Here is an 18,669-nt window from a genome sequence, read left to right as displayed (position 1 = left end):
GAGGCGATCGGGAGGACGAGGGACATGAGCGTGCGCGTGGGCATCAACGGATTCGGCCGCATCGGACGCAACTACCTGCGCCTGGTGCTGAAGCGCGCGGAGACCGGGCACGGCACGCCGGTCGAGGTCGTCGCCATCAACGACATCACCTCACCGGAGGCGCTGGCCCACCTGCTGGAGTACGACTCCACGTTCGGCCGCCTCGGCCGCAGCGTCGAGCACGACGACACCTCCATCACCGTGGCCGGGCAGCGCATCGCCGTGACCGCCGAACGCGACCCGGCCGCGCTGGCCTGGGCGGATCTCGGTGTGGACATCGTCGTCGAGTCCACCGGCCGCTTCCGGACCCGCGAGACGGCCGGAGCGCACCTGAAGGGCGGGGCGCGCAAGGTGCTGCTGTCCGTGCCGGGCAAGGGCGTCGACGCCACGATCGTGATGGGCGTCAACGAGGACACTTACGACCCCGAGAACGACCATGTCATCTCCAACGCCTCCTGCACCACCAACTGCGTGGCGCCCATGGTCAAGGTCCTCGACGAGCACTTCGGCCTGGTCAAGGGCCTGATGACCACCATCCACGGCTACACCAACGACCAGGTCGTCCTCGACGGCCCGCACAAGGACCTGCGCCGCGGCCGCAGCGCCGCCGTCAACATCATCCCCACGTCCACCGGCGCCGCCCGCGCTGTCGGCCTCGTCCTGCCCGGACTGGCCGGCACCCTGGACGGCAGCGCCGTACGGGTCCCGGTGGAGGACGGGTCGCTGACCGACCTGACCGTGGTCCTGGACCGTCCGGTGAGCGTCGACGAGGTCAACGCCGCCTTCCGGGAGGCGGCGGACGGGCCGCTCAAGGGCGTGCTGCGGGTGTCCGAAGCCCCGATCGTCTCCCGAGACATCGTGGGCGACCCGGCCTCCTGCGTGTTCGATGCCCCGCTGACCCAGGCGCACGGCGACCTGGTCAAGGTGTTCGGCTGGTACGACAACGAGTGGGGCTACACCAACCGGCTCCTCGACCTCACCGACCACGTCGCCACCCGGCTCCCGCAGAGCTGACCGGCGAGGACTCAAGCGCCGCAGCGTGGCCGCCGTCGCAGAGTTCGGCCGGGTCGGCGGCCACGCTGCCGCACCGTATGCAGGCTCCCGGCCGACTCAACTCCCGCGCCGCGTCGGCGCGTACCGCCGCCCATGGAGCTTGCCTGCTCGTCCCGTTCCCGGTCCCACCGCCACAGTCCGGGCGGTCTCGAACATGGAGTCGTGAATGTCTGACGCCCAGAGCCCGGCGGGCAGCCGGTCCCCGCTTCGCGGATCTGTCCGACCACGCGGACGAGGGGACCCTGCCGGTCGCGACCGCACTGCGTGTGCGGGCGGGAGCACCGATGGGCAGCCCGTCGTCCGCCTTCGCCACGAGCGGGTCCAGTTCGCCCGGATGCGCGGTTCGCAGGACCGGGTCGCCGACGCGATCACCGCGTTCGCGGGGACGATGGGGTTCGTCTGCATCCACGCCGTCTGGTTCACCGCGTGGATCGTGCTGAACGAGGGCCTGCTGGGGAAGGCGGGCGTCTTCGATCCGTACCCGTTCGGGCTGCTCACCATGATCGTCAGCCTGGAGGCGATCTTCCTGTCCACATTCGTCATGGTCAGTCAGAACCGGCAGGCGGCGCGGGAGAACGTCCGGGCGGATCTGGACTTCGAGACCAACCTGCGCTCCGAGGTGTGGTCGGTCCACATTGGCAAGGCACTGGGCCTGGACCCGCAGCGGATCGAGCAGCACGTCCAGGAGATCATCGCGCAGAGCAGAGCGGGCATCGACGGCACAACGCGAGGGATCCCGGTCGACCCCAAAGACCTCTGATCCCTCGTCGCCCACGACACGGCGGACGGCTCTTCCCTTCCCGGCCTGCTGGGCCACCACGAGCCTGACAGGCTGCGCGGGCACCGACGTGCCGACCGGACACCGCTGAGCGCCATGATCGTCACGCTCTTCCCCAGCAGCCCACCGCTGCGGCGGTCGAGCAGGCCGCCGGACCTGCCCATGCGGCCTGTCTCCTTTGGAGAGCCGAGTCGCCGAGAGCGGCGCCTTCCTGATGCCACCACGGCGTCACCTCGCGATGAGGAATTCAGTGGCGGACTTGGGCCGTCGCGGATCAAGATGCAATGTATGAGTGATCAGCCCGCACGATGGACCCAGGCAACCGTCTATCCCGACATGTGGGCCGACCCGGACGACGACCCCCGCGACAAGGGTGTCAGTCCGGACGGTGAGCTTGCGACGCTGCAGGACTTCCTGACGGGCTACCGCCTGACCCTGCGGATGAAGTGCGAGGGCCTGGATGCGGAGCAGCTGGCCCGTCGGTCGGTTCCGCCGTCGACGATGTCGCTGCTCGGCCTGGTCCGGCACCTCGCCGAGGTGGAACGGGACTGGCGCAACTGGATCAGCGGCGGTGACCCCCTGCCGAAGCTGTACGGCCGGCGTGACGCGGACTTCGAGGGAGCTGCCGCCGAGCAGGCCATGGTCGACGCCGCGTACGCCGATCTGGAGCGTGAGCAGGCGGCGACCGACGCCGCGCTGGCCGAGCACCCGGATCTGGGCGAGCGTGTGGGCAAGGACGAGATCGCAATCCGGGAGCTGATGGTGCACAGGATCGAGGAGTATGCCCGTCACTGCGGGCACGCCGACCTGCTGCGCGAGTGCATCGACGGGAGGGTGGGCCAGTGACGAGGGCCGGACTCCACACGCGCCCCCACCAGCCCGGCACCGCCAAGTGACACCCTCAGAAGCGACGGGCCCCTGCTCGCATCGTTGACTCGGGCGTGGGCCGGGGCGATCCGACGCATGAGGAATGGGCCCGGCTGGAACCGCGTCTGCCGATGTCAGGCAAACTCCGACGCCTGCGCCGCCTCGCCGCGCACCCGGGTGCCGCGCACCACGTGGGCGAGCAGCTTGGCCGCCCGCCCCTCGCAGGCCGGCCCGGCATGGTGGTTCGCGTCCCGGGCCGCCACGACTGCCACACAACTCCCGTCGGCAACGTCGGCACCAAGCCGTCGCCAGTCACCGCGAATACCTGCGCCGAACCCGCACCCACCACAAGTCCGGAGGCGCGTATCTGACGGGACGGCAGCTCATCGACATTCAGAAACAGGTCCCTGACCAGCAGAAATAGCAAGACGATGCTGAAGCGCCAGGAGGGGCAGGCCGCACGCCGCTCCCTCCTCCCGGCTGGTTCCCCGTCCTGCGGCCGCGCACAAGCCTGTACCCCCGGCCCTCCCGATCCCTTCACCAAGGACATGTACGCGCCAAAAAGCCCGCCGTAGCTGTCCTGGTGCACCCCTTTGTCCGGCCGGTTCACGGCAGCCCGACGTGCGTCGGCAGTGTCGTTCACCGGTATCGGCCGGGGCCCGGGGTGCGCCTCGGGGCCCTCCGCCTGCCCGCTCATCCGAGAGAAGACGCGACTGACGCCACGACCGTGCCCATGACACAGCGACCCGTGAAAACAAGCGGTAATCCGGACCGGCCGAAAAGAAGGGCTCCCCAAAGCGAAAAACAGAGCGGCTGATCTGATGCTGTTTCGCACGTTCCCGCCACGCCTAGGTTCGCTGTGCTCCGCACACTGATCGGCCATGCCATCAGAAATATGCACTCCAAGAGCAATCGAAGGAGAAGTTCGTGCGCAGTCTCAGATACGCGATACTCCCGCTGGCCGCGGCCACCGTACTGGCACTGATCGGCGCGGGAACGGCCGAGGCGGCGCCCGCCCCGGCCGAAACCAAAACCGGCCCCATCACCGGTGCTCTCACCACCGCCGGGAACGGCGCGACCAGCGTTCACACCGCGCGGCTGTCGAGCGGGGCACCGGTCGACTCCGCGCAGGACGCCGCCGCGCTGGCGCGCTACTGGACGCCGGAGCGGATGGCGAAGGCCGTCCCGCTCGACAACCTGGCCGCCCCGTCGCGGCCGAACGCCGCCAAGAAGGCCGGACCCACCGGGAAGCCGGGAATGATCCCGGCCGCCCCCGCCCGCTCCCACACCGTGGCGCCGCTCATCAATGAATCCGCCGCGGTGGGCAAGGTGTTCTTCACCAACCCCAGCAACGGCGGCACCTACACCTGTTCGGCGAGTGCTCTCAACAGTGACTCAAAGCAGATGGTGGTCACGGCCGGGCACTGCGTACACGGCGGCAGAGGCGGCACGTGGATGACAAACTGGGTCTATGTGCCGCGTTACCGTTCCGGGGCCCGTCCATTCGGCACCTTCGCCGCCAAGCAGCTGCGCACGTTCAACGCCTGGATCAACAGCAGCGACCTCAGGCGGGACGTGGCCATGGTGACCACCTGGCCGCTCAACGGGAACAAGCTCGTCAATGTCACGGGCGGTCACGGGATGAGCTGGAACTTCTCGCGCACGCAGCCCATCACCATCCTGGCCTACCCCGGGAACTTCGGCGGCGGGGAGATCCAGTGGGCGTGCATCGGTACGACACGGGCAGCCAGTGACGGCGGCCTCGAGCTTCAGTGCAACTTCGGCGGCGGCTCCAGCGGTGGGCCGTGGCTGCGTACTTTCAACGACTCCAACGGTCTCGGATCCGTCAACGGAGTGATGAGCACCGTCACCTCGGGCGGCTGGAACGAGGCCGCCTACTTCGATGACGCGGTCAAAGCGATGTACGACGCCCAGGGCGGCGTCACCTGACAGACCGGACACCGGAGAAGGAGACAGCTCATGCGTCGCAGTAGTCCGACCCGCTGGGCAGCGGCCGCCGCCCTCGTCTCCGCTGTGGCGGCGATGGCCGCCCGGCGTACCGCGGCCACCGACCCGGAACCCGAGCCGCAGCCGGACTCGGGGACCACGATGAACGATGTACGGCAGGACCCGGACAAGGTCCTGGACTATTGGACGCCCGAGCGCATGAAGGAAGCCGGAAACGCCCCCATGCCGAAGCGCGACTGAAAGCGGGCGAGTCCACCGCAAGCACGGCACCCCGAGGCGCCGGCAGACGAGGCCACCCTCTCCCCCGCGCTCCCGGGTGCCGTGCACCGACCCCGAAGCCCCGTCAGGCCGACGCGCCGCAACCGCCGGAGAACCGGCCTCGGCCTCCACCCGGAACCGCGCCGGATGGAACCCGGCGGTCGAGGTGCTCGAAAACCAGTGGAACAGCGCCGCTGTGCGCCATTACCGTGCTGCCGAACCAAGTCCTCCAGTCAAGGACGTGCCGTTGTACACCCTGTGAGACCTCCCGAGCGCTGATTCGTCGCGCGGCGCGCATGCGCGCCGCGCTGCTTCTTGCTGCGGACTTCTCACTGAAACCGGTGTACTTCTGTGCTCAAAAACTGGGTGGTCGTGCCCACCTGCCTGCCGCTGGTTCTCCGCCGTTGCCACGCGTGCGCGTCCGAGCGCTTCCGGGCGAGCGGCAGATTTCGCGTCAACGCCAACCACAAGCTCATCGACGCCTGGCTCCTCGCGCTCTGTACCGCTTGCGGGGAGACCGCAAAGCTCACGGTCCTGGAGCGGATGAACGTGCGCTCCGTACGACCTGAGCTGCTGGACCGGCTGCATGACAACGACCCTGGCCTGACAGGTGAGTTGCTCCAGGATCCGGTCGTGCAGCGCCGTAATCGCATCGCCCTCGACTGGGACGACGCCTGGCGCCTCGACACCGGCGGATCGGATCACCTGGACCGTGAGGTGATCGACGTCTCGGTCCGCTTCGCGGCGCGGATCCCTGTCCGGCCGGTGCGACTGATCGCTGAAGGTTGCGGTCTTTCGCGGGCCGAGGTCGACAGACTGGTCACGGAGGGGAAGCTCGTTTCGGCAGTCCGGCTGAGCGGCAAGCTCTCAGGCGACTTCACCTTCACGCTCAAGCGCTGAGCCCTCCCCGGGAGCAGGGGCCTGTCCGGCAGGATCCGCCGGACAGGCCCTTGCTGCTCTCGGCGGCGAGGTCGGTCTTGTCGAGCGGGGTGCAGGCGAAGCCGGTCGGTCCGGGGGAGGTCTTCCTCTTCGTCCTGGGCGTGGTTGATCGGCAGCTGCCGGGTTGTCGAGGTCCAGGAGGCGCCCGGCCCGGGTCGCACAGGCAGTGAGGTCCACGGCGTCGGCACGCATCCGCAGGCCCGCGCCGGTGCCGGTCCCTCCGTTGCGCTCGATGCCGATCAGGATGGCGTCGTCGACGGGCGGCTGCGCGGTGGGAGACGGTCCCACCGCTGTCGCAGTCTTCCCCGACGGCTGCCGCGCGGATTCAGCGCTGGAGGTGGGAGACGCGTTTGGGGGCAGGCGCCCGCACCGGAGGGCGGGCGCGCTTCGCGGTCGGCGGCATTGACTCGGCAGGCGAACCATCCGCAGGCAGAGCCCCGCAGGCGCCGCGCCCGAGCGGCGCGGGGATGCGTTCTCGGCGACTTCGATATCGCGCCGACGGACGAGGACGTCCTCGCACTTCGCCGAAAGGGTGGCACAACCACCAAAAGCGCGCGCCGGGCCCGGCACGCGAACGGTGGCCGGCCAAAACCCGGCGAAGAAGTATATGGCTTATGCCATATCTATCCGCGTCACACTCTGGACACGGCCTCCCACGGGACGACTCTCGGCCCGGCCCGCCCACCTCTGACATGGGCGAAAGCTGGCGCGATCTTGAGGTCCGGTGATGTGGTCTGGACCACATGGGCTGCATAAAGTTGCATGCTCGCACGCGGCTCTGATCTTATGGGGATGCCTTCACGAGAGACATGCCGACTTCTGAGCATGTTTATGAACCTTGGCGAATCCGCGATTGGGAGCAAAATTCACGTGTCTGAGCGCCAGGATACCCGCTTACCTTTATTGCCCGGCCAGCTCGGAATCTGGTTGGCGCAGCAGTTCGACCCCGATAATCCAGTATTCAACGTCAGCCACTACGTCGAGATAAACGGCTCACTGGACCTGGATCTGTTCCAGGCGGCGCTGCGGAAAGTGGTTGCGGAGGTCGATGCGCTTCGGCTCCGCTTCGTCATGGACGGGCCGGGACCGAAGCAGATCGTACGACCCCGCGCCGATGTCCTCTTGCCCGTCATCGACGTGAGTGAGACGACCGTCCCGCATGAGGCGGCCGAGCGATGGATGAAGAACGATCTGGCCACACCGGCCGATCTGCACAGTGATGAGCTGTTCACCACGGCCGTTTTCAAGGTGGGACCCGAGCGGTTCTACTGGTACGTCCGGATCCATCACATCCTGTTGGACGCCTTCGCCAGCGCCCTCATCACCTGGCGGATGACGGATGTCTACGGCTCCCTGGTCGAGGGCCGGCCCTGCACCGCGAATCCCTTCGGCCCACTTCGCCGGCTGCTCGACGAAGAAGAGGGCTACCGTGCGTCGGAGCAGTTCCTCCAGGACCGCCGATACTGGACGGAGCGCCTGGCCGACCGACCCGAGCCCACCAGTCTGGCAGGTCGGGCGGCTGCGACGTCCAGGACGTTCGTGCGCCGGACGCGGTACCTTCCGCCCTCAACCGTGGACAACCTGCGCGACATGGCGCAACGCACAGGAGCCCGGCTGTCGAACATCTTCCTCGCCGCGACCGCGGCCTACCTGCATCGAATGACAGGGGCGACGGATATCGTCCTGGAGTTCCCCGCCGCGAACCGCAAGAGCCCCGCGGCGAGTATCACCCCCGGCATGATGGTGAACCTCCTGCCGTTACGTTTGACGGTAAATCGGGACATGACGCTCTCCGAACTGCTGAATCAGACCTCGGAGGAGGTCAGGCAGGCCCTGCGGCATCAGCGGTACCGGTATGAGGACATGCGGCTCGACCTCGAACTGCACGCCGAAGAGAGTCCTTTCGGTGTATCGGTCAACTACATATCCTTCTTTCAGCCACCGGCTTTCGCCGGACTCCGGTCCGAGCTTCGACCACTGACGACGGGCCCGGTCAACGACCTGTCCGTCGCCGTCTACGAGGATTCTGCGTCCGGTGGCATCCGCATCGACTTCAACGCGAATTCGGAGCTCTACACCAGCGGCGATGTCGCTATGCACCATCGACGACTCACCGGACTGCTGGAGAAGATCACCACCGCGGATCCGTATCACCGCATCGGCGAGTTCGACATTCTGGAACCGCAGGAGCGGGACCGACTGCTGATCGAGTGGAACGACACCGCCCACGAGGTGCCGGACAAGCCTGTGCCCGCGCTGTTCGAGATGCAGGCCGGGCAGACGCCCCAGGACACGGCGCTCGTACACGAGGACTCCGAGATCAGCTATGCGGAGCTGAACGCCCGGGCGAACCGGCTGGCGCGTCTGCTGATCTCGCGGTCCATCGGTTCCGGACAGGTGGTGGTGGTCGCGCTGCCGCGTTCGGTGGACATGGTCGTGGCGGTGCTCGCCGTACTCAAGGCCGGGGCGGCATATCTGCCGATCGACGTGGAACACCCCGCACGACGGATCGCCCATATGGTGGAGCAGGCCGACGCGGCGTGTGTGCTCACCACGTCGGCGCTGGTCGACAGGCTCCCCGCATCCGCAGCCGTGCTGATCGTCGATGACGCCAGGACGGTGGAAGAGGTGACCGGCTCTTCCGCGGCCGACCCGCGCGATGCCGAGCGGATCCGGCCGCTCACCATGGACAGCCCGGCTCTTGTGATCTACACCTCCGGCTCGACAGGCCGGCCCAAGGGTGTGGTGATCGGGCATCGGGCGCTGACGAACTATCTGTCATGGGCCCAGCACGCCTACCCCAGTGCCGCCGGCACCGCGTTGCTGCATTCGCCGCTGTCGTTCGACCTGACGGCGACCGGGCTCTTTGTGCCGCTCATCTGCGGCGGCAAGGTCGTGCTGGCGGGCCTCAGCGACGACGGTTCTCGCGCAGCTGCCGCGGTACGCCGCCACCCGCCCACGTTCGTCAAGGCAACGCCCAGCCATCTGCCGGTGCTCAGCGCCCTGCCCGACCACTTCTCGCCCACCGGGGAGCTGGTGCTGGGGGGCGAGATGCTGGTGGGTGATGTGCTGGACCAGTGGCGCAGGGCCCATCCCGCTACCACGGTCGTCAACGAATACGGCCCCACGGAAACCACGGTCGGATGCGCCGAGTTCCGGATCGCGCCCGGCGACCGCGTCCCAGCCGGGCCCGTGACGATCGGACGCGCGTCATGGAACACCCGGTTCTACGTCCTCGACTCCGACCGGCGTCTGCTGCCCCCCGGCAGGGTGGGCGAGCTCTACATCTGCGGTGCCGGCCTCGCTGACGGCTACGTGAACCAGCCGGGACTGACCGCGGAACGGTTCCTTGACGACCCGTTCGGCCCGTCCGGCTCTCGGATGTACCGCAGCGGGGACCTGGCCAAGTGGAACAGCGATGGCACCTTGATGATCATCGGCCGCGTCGACGACCAGGTCAAGCTCCGTGGGTTCCGCGTCGAACTCGGTGAGATCGAGGCAGTGCTGCAAACCCACCCGGGCGTCGGCCAAGTGGCGGTGATCCTGCGGGAGGACCATCCCGGGGACAGGCGCCTTGTGGCGTATGCGGTCCCCGACGGCCGCGGTGTACCCGCGGCCGCCCTGCGACAGCATGCCGCCGACAGCCTGCCCGACTACATGGTGCCGAGCGCCTTCGTGATGATGGACGCCCTGCCGCTGACCGGCAACGGCAAACTGAACCGCAAGGGGTTGCCGTCGCCCGACTTCCGGGCGGCGGCAACCGGCCGAGACCCGCGGACGCCACGCGAAGAGCTCCTTTGCGCGATCTTCGCCGATGTGCTCGGCGTGCCCCGGGTGGGCGTTGACGACAGCTTCTTCGATCTGGGCGGGCACTCGCTGCTGGCGCTGCGCCTGGTGGACCGGATCCGCCCGGTTCTGGGTGCTCAACTGCCGCTCCACGCGTTCTTGGAGGCACCCACGGTTTCGGGAGTCGTACGTGCCGCGCTGGCGGCGGAAGCGAACGGCGACGGCCCGGCCGAAGCGGCTGACCTGGCCACCGAGGCCGTGTTGGATCCATCGATCACCGCCGCGAACGCCAAGCCGTCGGAACCCCTGCGCAACAGCGAACCCGGGTGCGTCCTGCTCACAGGTGCGACCGGCTTCCTGGGCGCGTTCCTGCTCGATGAGCTCGTGCGCCGGACGCAGGCGGAGGTGGTGTGCCTGGTACGGGCCGCGGACGGGGACGAGGCGCAGTCGCGGCTTCGTCGGACCCTGGCGAAGTACCGGCTCTCGGACCAGGCAGTGGGCACGCGCGTCACCGTGCTCGCGGGGGATCTGGAGAAGCCTCTGCTCGGCCTGCGTACCGACGGATTCGACGCACTGGCCAAGCAGGTGGACGTCATCTACCACAACGGGGCACGGGTGAACCTGGCCGATCCCTACAGCCGGGTCAAGGCGGCCAATGTGGGGGGAACCCATGAGATCCTCAGGCTGGCCACCACACACCGGGTGAAGCCCGTGCACCACATCTCCACCATCAGCGTTCTGGTGTCCGCTGCCGACAACCCGGAGCTCCTGCTCGAGGATCGCAGAGTCGCGCCGGAACTGGTGCCGTCCAACGGGTACGTACGCAGCAAGTGGACGGCCGAGGAACTCGTACGGGCCGCCGGGCGGCGGGGAGTTCCCACAGCCGTCTACCGTCCGGGCCGCATCAGCGGGGCCACCGGCACGGGAGTGGTCGGAGCGGATGACGCGTTCTGGCACTACGTCAGGGCCGGCATCGAGCTCGGTGCCATGCCGATTCCTGATGGCGGCCCCGGCTCGGTGACCAGCGTCGATCTCGTGCCCGTCGACTACGTCGCCAGGGCGGTCGTGCATCTCGGGCTCGGCGCGGAGCCGAACGGTGCCGCCTACAACCTCACCAACCCCGAGCCGACACGAGTCGACGTCATAGTGGACCACCTCAAATCGCTCGGTCATCGGATCGACGCCGTGCCCCAGCGGGAGTGGGCGAGAAGGCTACAGCAGGCACACGCGGTGGCGACCGCAACGGAGGACAGCTCGCTGCACCACGTCGCACTGCTCATCGCCGACGGGGCGGCAGGAGAGCTCATGGGGGACTTCCGGTTCGACCGGAGCGCGACCATTCGCGGGCTCGGCGGGTCAGGCATCGAGTGTCCAAAGGTGGACGGTTCCGTGCTTGAACGCTACTTCCAGTATTTCGCCGATTCCGGATTCCTTGCCCCCGGCGCCTGAACAGTCGTTGAAGCGGTAGATCCTTCACCGGAAGGAATCAAGAAACACCATGATCGACACAGTGGTCGCCCAGACTCCCCGTGAGTCCCACCTGACCCTCACCGACGAAGAGCGAGAGGAGCTCGGCCTTGTCGCCATCGAGCTGGCTGATACAGCGCCGCAGCTCGTGGACGACTCCAAGTGGCTGCACGCGGCGCGGATCCTGTCCGGCCGGCTGCCACTTCGGTTGCGTGAACTGATCCGGGCCTACAGCCACGATCCGGGTCAGGACGGGTTGCTTGTCCTTCGAAACCTGCCGGTGGACGAGTCCGCTCTGCCGCCGACTCCCTCGGCGCCGGAGTCCGTCCAGCGGACGTCCACGACCGAGGCCTCCGTGGCAGCGCTCGTCTCCCTGCAATTGGGGGAGATGCTGGCCTTCCGCAGCGAGAAGCAGGGCGCCCTGGTCCAGGACGTGGTACCGGTCCGGGGCAGGGAGAGAGCACAGAGCAACATGGGTTCGCGAAATCTGGAAATGCACACGGAGAACGCCTTCCACCCGCACCGGCCCGACTACGTTGCGCTGCTTTGCCTGCGCGGTGATCACGAGGGGAGCGCGGGCACTGTGGTGTCATCCATCCGTCGCGCTCTCCCGCTGCTGCCCGAATCGGCCAAGCGAGTGCTGTTCGAATCAAGATTCACCACAAAGGCGCCGCCTTCTTTCGGCCGTGGGAACGGTCAGGCCGCCTTGTGCCGCGTGCTCGAAGGAGACATCGAAGATCCGGACGTGCGTGTGGACTTCCACACGACACAACCGTGTGACGACGAAGCCCGGCAGGCCCTTGAACACCTCAAGAACGCTTTCTCCGAGGTGAAGAGAAACGTCGTGCTGCACTCCGGCGACCTCGCCGTGCTGGACAATCGAATCGCCATCCACGGCCGGACGCACTTCACACCCCGCTACGACGGCCGTGACCGGTGGCTGCACCGCACTTTCACACACCGGGACCATCGCAGGTCCCGGCCTTCGCGGCCGGGCAACGGCTGCGTCCTGAGCTGAGCCAAGAACAGCGCACATTCGGCTCTGCGGATTCCTGGGATCGACAGGACCAGCTTTTCCCGCCTCCTGTCGCCCGCCCTTCGAAAAGCATCAACGGCGCTCGCTACCCCCACCGGAGGACTTGGTCATGGGTCGTCAACTCATCTACCACGAGGCACGGACAAGCGCGGCGCCAGCCGCTGTGTACGAACTGCTGCGGGACGGCGCGAGCTGGCCGACCTGGTCCCCTGTCGGATCGTTCGAACTGGAGCGGCCGGGTGACGAGGAGAAGGAAGGCGTGGGAGCCATTCGTGTCTTCCGCAGTGATTTCCCGACGGGCGAGGTCGCCAGCAGGGTGCAGATCGCAGAACTCGTGCCCGACCGCCGTCTCGGCTACCGGACGCTGTCCGGGCTCCCCGCGGTCCGCGATTACCGGGGCGAGATCGAACTGGAAGCGACCGACGACGGTACGGTCATCCGTTGGCGCTGCTCCTTCCTTCCCACGGTGCCCTGGACCGGTCGGCTGGCCCGCCGACTTCTCGGCAACTTCGTCGAGAAATGCATAAAGGGCCTGTCGGAGTACGCGGCCGCTCGGTAACAGGACTTCTCATCGTGCGTGCTCCACCGATCACCTCCGCTGGTTCATCGAACCCGGAGCCGATGCACCTTGTTCGATGAGGAGAAGCCATGCCCCATACCCGATCCGAGTCCATCGGCCTGCGCGCCGCAAAGGACAGCCTGGGACGCTCCCAATGCTGCGCGGATCAACCCGACGTCATCATCTCGGCGTCCAGCCCCCGGAGGGACCTCGGCTCCCGGCATGCGGTCGGCCGGGCCACCGGTCCTGGCCGGTGGCAGCGGTGGGCGGACGAGATCCACGGCGTCGGCGAGTACCTCCGGAGGGTGCGGTGACCATGGGCGCTTCCAAGACCGGCGGCCCCTACCAGCGGCCGATCTCACCGACCGAGTGGTTCTATCTCGGCGCAATGGGCCTGGCGCCGCCGTTCGCCATCCAGCTCGTCGTCGAGGGGCACGGCCGGATGGATCGCTCGGAGCTCAGCCGCGCCGTGGCCGTGGCATCAGCCGCCTGTCCAGGTGCGCGACTGGTGAGAAGGGGCCGGATCTGGGTGGACAGCGGCCAGGCACCCGCGGTGCGGGTGGTCGACGGTACGGCGATCGACCGCACGCGTTTCGAGAACGCCGAACCGCTCCGCAGCCCGCTCGATCCGGTGAACGGGCCCACCTGCGAGGTGCTGGTACTGGCGGGAGAGCCCTGCACCGTCGTCTTCCGGGCGTTCCACGGCGTCATGGACGGCAGGGGCGTGCTGACCTGGATGGCCGAGGTCTTCCGTGCTCTGCGCGGCGAGGAGCCAGTGGGTGCGCGGTCCGGGGCGACCGAGCGCTCGCTGCTGTCCGAACTCGGCACGACGGGCGCGAGGCCGCGGTTGGGCCTGAACTTCCGCTCGCCGCTCGACCGCGCCGGGGTGTCCGCCGAGCGGGTGGCCCGCCCCTCCTTCCGCTGGAGGCGCCGCACGCTCGACGGCAACTTCCCCGGCCTGGTGGCCAGGGTGGCCGCGGCGATCGCCAACGTTGAGGACGCCGAGGAGGTCCGGTTCATGGTGCCGGTCGACCTGCGCCGACACGACGCGGGCCTGGCGTCGACCGCCAACCTGACCCTGCCCGTGTTCGTCGATGGACGGACCTGCGACGCGGCGGAAGACTTCCACAAGCGGCTGCGCAGGGCACTGGACGAACGGCGGGAGCTCAGCCGCGGCACGGAGCAGGCAGCCGCCCGCCTTCCGTTGCGCGCCCTCGGCACGGCTCTGGCAGCCGCGAACGCGGTCGTCACGAGACGGCGCAGGTACGTGTGCTCGACGCTCATCTCCAATCTCGGCCGGGTCGATCTCTGCGGCTTGTCCACCGCGGGGTTCAAGGCGAGCACCGTGTACTCCTTGGCCGTGCGGGCACCGCTCACGCCCGCCTCGATCGTCACCGTGCAGGCCCAAGGGCGCACGGAGCTGACCATGTCGTATCCGGACGGGCCCGGGATGGGCGCGCGGGCCGACGCGCTGTTCAACCGCATCAGCGACGAGCTGTGCCGCGTCCCGCCCCGGTCCGGCCCCAGGACATCACACAGTGGGCGTACCCGGACCCGATGACCGTCTCGCCCTTGCCGTCGCCGAACTGAAACTCCGCACAGAAGTGGGCGGTCGAGGCACTCAACAGCGCCTGGTGCCGCTCCCCCGTCCGAAACCGGGCAGGGGGAGCGGCACCAGGCGCCGACGTCCTAGATGGCCCGATCCCGCCCCGCCCAGTACCGGTCGCGGAGCTCACGCTTGATCAGCTTGCCATAGGGATCACGCGGAATCACATCGATGAAGTCGATGGCCTTGGGCCACTTGAGTTTGGCCAGTCGCCCGTCGAGTGAGGCCAGAATCCCCTCAGCCAGCTCCTCGCCCGCCTCGGCGCCCGGCACCGGCTCCACCACGGCTTTGATCTGCTCGCCCCAGTCGTCGTCCGGGACGCCGAAGACCGCGACGTCGCTCACCCCCGGGTGGCGGAGGATCTCGCTTTCGATCTCGGCTGGGTAGATGTTCACCCCACCCGAGATGATCACGTCCGCCTTGCGGTCGCACAGGTACAGGTACCCGTCGGCATCGAGGTAACCGATGTCGCCCACGGTGAAGAAGCCGTCCCGGCGACCGGCCCGCGTCTTCTCCGCGTCGTCCTTGTACTCGAAGTCGAAGTCAGCGGTGGCCATCCGCATATAGACCGTGCCGGGGGCACCGGTGGGCACCTGTTCACCCGCATCGTCGAGGATGCGAAGCTCGGTGACCGGCCACGGTTTGCCGACGGTGCCCGGGCGGGCCAGCCAGTCCTCGGGTGTGGCCACGGCGCCGCCCCCCTCGGTGGACCCGTAGTACTCGTAGACGACAGGGCCCCACCAGTCGAGCATCGCCTGCTTGACATCGGTCGGACACGGCGCCGCACCGTGGATGGCCCAGCGCATCGAGGAGATGTCATGGGCCTTCCTGACATCCTCCGGCAGTCCCAGCAGTCGGCGGAACATGGTCGGTACCATATGGGTGTACGTGCATCGATACCGCTCGATCTTGCCGAGCGCCTCCTCGGGATCCCAGGCGTCCATGAGCACCAGGGTGTGACCGCTGTGCAGCGCGGCGCCTCCGAACTGGGCGACCGCCGTGTGGTTGAGCGGTGCGGCGACCAGGTGCACGTTGCCCTCGCGCGGCGGGATGCCGAACAGGCCGTTGAGCAGCATCGTCTGCAGCTCGCCGTAGGTGTCCGGATCATACGCGGGGAGTTGGCGGCGCACCCCCTTCGGCCGTCCGGTGGTGCCCGAGGTGTAGTGCATGGTCGTGCCGGACCTGCGGTCCCGCGGCTGCGAGTCCGGCTGCCCCTCGCCCAGTTCGGCGTAGGGGCGGAAGCCGGGTATGCCGCCGCCGACGGCGAACCGCATCTGCTCGGGCACCGGAATGTCAGCCGCGGCTCCCATGACGGACCCCCGGTGGCGTGCGTGAACCACGAACGCCCTGGCCTCGCAGTCCCGCACGATATGCGCGATCTCGGGCGCAGCGAGGTGCGCATTGATCGGGGTCAGATACCAGCCGGCCTGGCTGACGGCGAGGAAGACCTCCACCCAGGCGCGGCCGTTCGGCAGCACGGTGGCTATCACATCACCTGGGACCAGGCCTCGGGCGCGTAACCCGTGTACCAGCCGATCGGCGGCGGCTCGCAGTTCGCCCGCCCGGTGCTCCTTGCCGTCGGCCTCGACCAGGGCAACCCAGTCGGGCTCGTTCTGTGCCAGTGTCCAGAAACCCAGATTCCCCATGGCATCTCCAATCGTCGGACTCCGTCCGTATCAGTAGATCATTCACCGGGCCAGGAGGATGATCCGAAGCATCGTCATACGGCCACCATGGCCGACCCGGTAGTGGCCGGGGCGGTCGAAGGAGAGCGCGGGCAGTCCCAGCAGTCAGGTGGGCCCGCTCCCCTGCCTGGGCGGCAGGCATACGGATGTCCCCCCTTGTGCGGTCACCTCTCGCACAGCAGGGTCGAGCACTGCGCTCAACGCCCGTCATTGCAGTTCGGGCAACGCTGGTGGCCGCCTCCTGATGCCGGTTGACGGCCGCCCGGGCCGCCGCTCGATTCCATGACAATGTCGCGAATCCGCTGCGCCTGTCCTCGGGCCTCGGTTATTGAATATTCCTCAAGTTCTTGTCATCGGGGGGTCGTATGGCACCGGAGGTCTGGCGTGGTACGGCGGAGATCGAGGCGGCAGACCCGGTCTTCGACCTGTTGGAGCGGCTGATCAACCGGTTCGGCGACAATCCGCCGCTGATGCCGGTGGTCGTGCTGCAGGCGGCCGAAGCAGACGATTCCGGCGCCCTGGACCGGCAGGTCAAGGCGATCGTGGACTTCGTTCACCAGGCGCACTATCCACGACGACTGCCGGCCAAGTTACTGGAGGGCGGAGTCGGCGAGGATCCCTACGCCTGCGCCATCTCCATGGTGCGCGAGCTCAGTGAGCACCCGTGGGAGCACCGGGCACAGTCGCAGTACAAGCCCTTCGTTCACACCCGTCTGCGGCAAGGCCGCCGGCGATCGCAAGACCCTGACCACCGCAGACTGCCGCCTGAAATGATCAGCCGACCCGGTCCCCGACGACGGGGGCCTGCGGGTGGGCCGGGCGCCGGGCGTCACGGGCCCGGCGGGGCCTACAGTCGAACGACGGCTCGTAGCGGCCGACCGCGGAAACGGATGCCCTCAGCGTGGGAGAGGCCTCCCAGGAAGGGGCCCGTCTCGGCACGGCTCGACAGAAAGCGGGGGTTGCCCTCGATGTCGAGACCGAGATAGATGGCGACGCAGCCCACACCACTGCCACTGCGGCGGCCGTTCTTGCGATCGCTCTTGAAGAAGGCGAGGTCGCCGGGTTGCATCTTGCCGATGAAGGCCTGTCCGGCCGAGGGCCGAGCCGGACCCGCGTCCCGCGCGGGCTTCGGAGGCAGAATCCTCACACCGGGCCCTCTCGCGGCCATGGCGTCAGCGGTCCTGGGCAATGCCGCGCCGCTGCTGCGGTCGGTGCTGTTCAGGGGGTACCTGTTGCGGTACCCCAGCACAAGCCGGACCAGTCCGGCCGAGTCCAGTGCGCGCGGCCCGGGGGACGCCGACTGTCGCACCACCCCGTCGGCAAAGCGCCACGACACCCCGAGGAAGTCGTTGAAGTCCGAATGCCGTGGCCTCGGCCGGGGGATTTTCGCGACCGCCGACCATGCGGGGCTGAAGCAAAGGGCACCCGCACCCGGACGGTCGACTCCCGGCCATGGCCAGGCCACCCTGGGCTGCTGAGCCGAGGGCTTGTTCGCGTACTCCAGCGCCGCTCCTATGACATCCGCCCGGGTGTCGCCAAGGTGCTTGCTGAACCACCCCTGGAACCACGGGCTCTTCTCGGAGTGCCTGGTCCAGGTCCGGGGCAGTAACCGCACCCAGCTGTCGGTGGTGATCGGCGCACGGGCGATGCACTGCCCGGCGATCGTCCGGCTGGGGCCCGTCAGCACCGCTGTGCGCGCTCCATCGGTGAAGGCGGCCACGATGGACCCGTCGCTGTCACGCACGATGGTGCGGGCAGGGGCAGTCAGCCGCTCGAACCGGTAACGGCCTGCTGAGGCTCTCCTCTCCTGGGCCCCGCTCAGCCAGGTGGCGGAACGGAGCGGCGCCCGCTGGTCCTCCTCCTTGCGCTGGATCTCCTGCGTGAGAACACCGCTGGTACTCACCAGGGCGATGACCACGAGAGCGTGAACCACGCTGCGCATCGTCCTGCGTCGGCTCCGGTCCATAAGAGAACTCCACAAGTCTTCAGGCGGTCGGCATGACACCGAGCAGCAGGCCCGCTGCCAGAACGACATAGTTGATGAGGGTGACGGTGGTGACGGACAGCAGCGTGGCGCCCTTGGGCTGGCGCTGCATCTGATAGGCGATCAGGCCCGGAACGATGAAGCCGAGGGTCTGGTTCGCGTACAGCAGCGGGAACTCGCGCTGGAGGATCAAGTAGACGCCGGCCTGGATCACCACACCGGTGAGCACCACGGCGCAGAACAACCGCTTGCCGTAAAGGATCACAACCTTGTTCATGAGTGCCGTGGCCAGGTAGGTCAGCACGGTCACCGCGAGGACGATCGCCGCTCGGTCCATGTCGTCGGCCATGGTGAGGGCGAGCCACCCAGGGGTGATCATCCCTCCCGGCGAGAGATTGGTCGTCAGGTAGCAGACGAGGGACAGGACCAGCCCGAGGGCGATACCGATCGCGGCGATCTCGGGGGTGAGGACGGCGGGGATCACAGACCGCCTCCCGAGCCGGACCACGAGCCGTCGGCCAGGGCGGTCCGGCTTGCCTCCTCGGAGGGCTCCTCGGAGTTGTCGGGGGGTAGTTCGGCGAGGTGTTCGAGTAGGAGTTCGCCCTGGCCGTGGATGTTGCCGACGGCCACGAGGGAGGCGTCCG

16 protein-coding genes are annotated in these 18,669 nt (G+C 68.1%); 11 read left to right on the top strand and 5 right to left on the bottom strand.

Annotated elements, in window-relative coordinates; all coding sequences use genetic code 11:
• The first annotated feature begins 24 nt into the window (after window positions 1-24).
• From gap to IEY86_RS27995, 3 genes are all read left to right on the top strand, one after another.
• The gene (gene gap, locus IEY86_RS28005) at window positions 25-1,053 is read left to right on the top strand and encodes a type I glyceraldehyde-3-phosphate dehydrogenase (RefSeq protein ID WP_189134672.1); all 1,029 of its coding nucleotides are present in this window, start codon (window positions 25-27) and stop codon (window positions 1,051-1,053) included.
• A 373-nt stretch (window positions 1,054-1,426) separates the two neighbouring features.
• Entirely contained in the window at window positions 1,427-1,852 is a 426-nt protein-coding gene (locus IEY86_RS28000; protein ID WP_229698818.1) for a DUF1003 domain-containing protein, read from the top strand.
• 297 nt (window positions 1,853-2,149) lie between these two features.
• On the top strand, window positions 2,150-2,716 hold the full coding sequence (locus tag IEY86_RS27995) for a DinB family protein (protein ID WP_189134670.1): 567 nt from the start codon (window positions 2,150-2,152) through the stop codon (window positions 2,714-2,716).
• A 155-nt stretch (window positions 2,717-2,871) separates the two neighbouring features.
• Here IEY86_RS27995 and IEY86_RS27990 read toward each other — a convergent pair whose 3' ends face one another.
• Window positions 2,872-3,009 carry a hypothetical protein gene (locus tag IEY86_RS27990; protein WP_189134725.1) on the bottom strand — a complete coding sequence of 46 codons (138 nt, stop codon included), beginning with the start codon at window positions 3,007-3,009 and terminating at the stop codon, window positions 2,872-2,874.
• 655 nt (window positions 3,010-3,664) lie between these two features.
• Here IEY86_RS27990 and IEY86_RS27985 point away from each other — a divergent pair.
• The 8 genes from IEY86_RS27985 to IEY86_RS27950 all read left to right on the top strand — a co-directional run bounded on the left by IEY86_RS27985 (window position 3,665) and on the right by IEY86_RS27950 (window position 14,311).
• A complete protein-coding gene (locus tag IEY86_RS27985; RefSeq protein WP_189134669.1) occupies window positions 3,665-4,687 on the top strand; it encodes a trypsin-like serine peptidase in 1,023 nt (340 codons plus the stop codon).
• A 30-nt stretch (window positions 4,688-4,717) separates the two neighbouring features.
• Window positions 4,718-4,945, top strand: a complete 228-nt coding sequence (locus IEY86_RS27980) for a hypothetical protein (protein ID WP_189134668.1) — start codon at window positions 4,718-4,720, stop codon at window positions 4,943-4,945.
• 369 nt (window positions 4,946-5,314) lie between these two features.
• Window positions 5,315-5,863, top strand: coding sequence for a DUF1062 domain-containing protein (locus IEY86_RS27975; RefSeq protein WP_189134667.1), 549 nt, complete (start codon window positions 5,315-5,317; stop codon window positions 5,861-5,863).
• Window positions 5,864-6,772: 909 nt separating this feature from the next.
• Window positions 6,773-11,137, top strand: a complete 4,365-nt coding sequence (locus IEY86_RS27970) for a non-ribosomal peptide synthetase (RefSeq protein WP_189134666.1) — start codon at window positions 6,773-6,775, stop codon at window positions 11,135-11,137.
• A gap of 49 nt (window positions 11,138-11,186) precedes the next feature.
• Window positions 11,187-12,173, top strand: a complete 987-nt coding sequence (locus IEY86_RS27965) for a TauD/TfdA family dioxygenase (RefSeq protein WP_189134665.1) — start codon at window positions 11,187-11,189, stop codon at window positions 12,171-12,173.
• Window positions 12,174-12,300: 127 nt separating this feature from the next.
• Window positions 12,301-12,750: an SRPBCC family protein gene (locus IEY86_RS27960; RefSeq protein WP_189134664.1), complete on the top strand. Its 450-nt coding sequence runs from the start codon at window positions 12,301-12,303 to the stop codon at window positions 12,748-12,750.
• 89 nt (window positions 12,751-12,839) lie between these two features.
• Entirely contained in the window at window positions 12,840-13,064 is a 225-nt protein-coding gene (locus tag IEY86_RS27955; RefSeq protein WP_189134663.1) for a hypothetical protein, read from the top strand.
• Window positions 13,065-13,066: 2 nt separating this feature from the next.
• Window positions 13,067-14,311 (top strand): peptide synthetase, encoded by a 1,245-nt coding sequence (locus IEY86_RS27950; protein WP_189134662.1) that lies wholly within the window; start codon window positions 13,067-13,069, stop codon window positions 14,309-14,311.
• Window positions 14,312-14,439: 128 nt separating this feature from the next.
• Here the strand turns inward: IEY86_RS27950 and IEY86_RS27945 are convergent, their stop codons facing one another.
• From IEY86_RS27945 to IEY86_RS27930, 4 genes are all read right to left on the bottom strand, one after another.
• Complete coding sequence (locus IEY86_RS27945; protein ID WP_189134661.1) at window positions 14,440-16,002, bottom strand: acyl-CoA synthetase; 1,563 nt, start codon at window positions 16,000-16,002, stop codon at window positions 14,440-14,442.
• 389 nt (window positions 16,003-16,391) lie between these two features.
• Window positions 16,392-16,598: a hypothetical protein gene (locus tag IEY86_RS27940; protein ID WP_189134660.1), complete on the bottom strand. Its 207-nt coding sequence runs from the start codon at window positions 16,596-16,598 to the stop codon at window positions 16,392-16,394.
• Window positions 16,599-16,888: 290 nt separating this feature from the next.
• Complete coding sequence (locus IEY86_RS27935; RefSeq protein ID WP_189134659.1) at window positions 16,889-17,974, bottom strand: NlpC/P60 family protein; 1,086 nt, start codon at window positions 17,972-17,974, stop codon at window positions 16,889-16,891.
• Window positions 17,975-18,026: 52 nt separating this feature from the next.
• Window positions 18,027-18,509, bottom strand: a complete 483-nt coding sequence (locus tag IEY86_RS27930) for a poly-gamma-glutamate biosynthesis protein PgsC/CapC (RefSeq protein ID WP_189134658.1) — start codon at window positions 18,507-18,509, stop codon at window positions 18,027-18,029.
• Window positions 18,510-18,669: the final 160 nt, after the last annotated feature.

Source organism: Wenjunlia tyrosinilytica, from assembly GCF_014646055.1.
Taxonomy (GTDB): domain Bacteria; phylum Actinomycetota; class Actinomycetes; order Streptomycetales; family Streptomycetaceae; genus Wenjunlia; species Wenjunlia tyrosinilytica.
Note: the sequence above shows the minus strand (reverse complement) of the source record. Positions and strands in the feature narration are given on the sequence as shown.

What these genes read in the sequence shown, in the direction of transcription:
- IEY86_RS27995 (WP_189134670.1), top strand. Translation starts at nt 2,150, where the DNA reads ATGCAATGTATGAGTGATCAGCCCGCACGATGGACCCAGGCAACCGTC.
- IEY86_RS27960 (WP_189134664.1), top strand. Translation starts at nt 12,301, where the DNA reads ATGGGTCGTCAACTCATCTACCACGAGGCACGGACAAGCGCGGCGCCA.
- IEY86_RS27980 (WP_189134668.1), top strand. Translation starts at nt 4,718, where the DNA reads ATGCGTCGCAGTAGTCCGACCCGCTGGGCAGCGGCCGCCGCCCTCGTC.
- gap (WP_189134672.1), top strand. Translation starts at nt 25, where the DNA reads ATGAGCGTGCGCGTGGGCATCAACGGATTCGGCCGCATCGGACGCAAC.
- IEY86_RS27950 (WP_189134662.1), top strand. Translation starts at nt 13,067, where the DNA reads ATGGGCGCTTCCAAGACCGGCGGCCCCTACCAGCGGCCGATCTCACCG.
- IEY86_RS28000 (WP_229698818.1), top strand. Translation starts at nt 1,427, where the DNA reads ATGCGCGGTTCGCAGGACCGGGTCGCCGACGCGATCACCGCGTTCGCG.
- IEY86_RS27965 (WP_189134665.1), top strand. Translation starts at nt 11,187, where the DNA reads ATGATCGACACAGTGGTCGCCCAGACTCCCCGTGAGTCCCACCTGACC.
- IEY86_RS27945 (WP_189134661.1), bottom strand. Translation starts at nt 16,002, where the DNA reads ATGGGGAATCTGGGTTTCTGGACACTGGCACAGAACGAGCCCGACTGG.
- IEY86_RS27955 (WP_189134663.1), top strand. Translation starts at nt 12,840, where the DNA reads ATGCCCCATACCCGATCCGAGTCCATCGGCCTGCGCGCCGCAAAGGAC.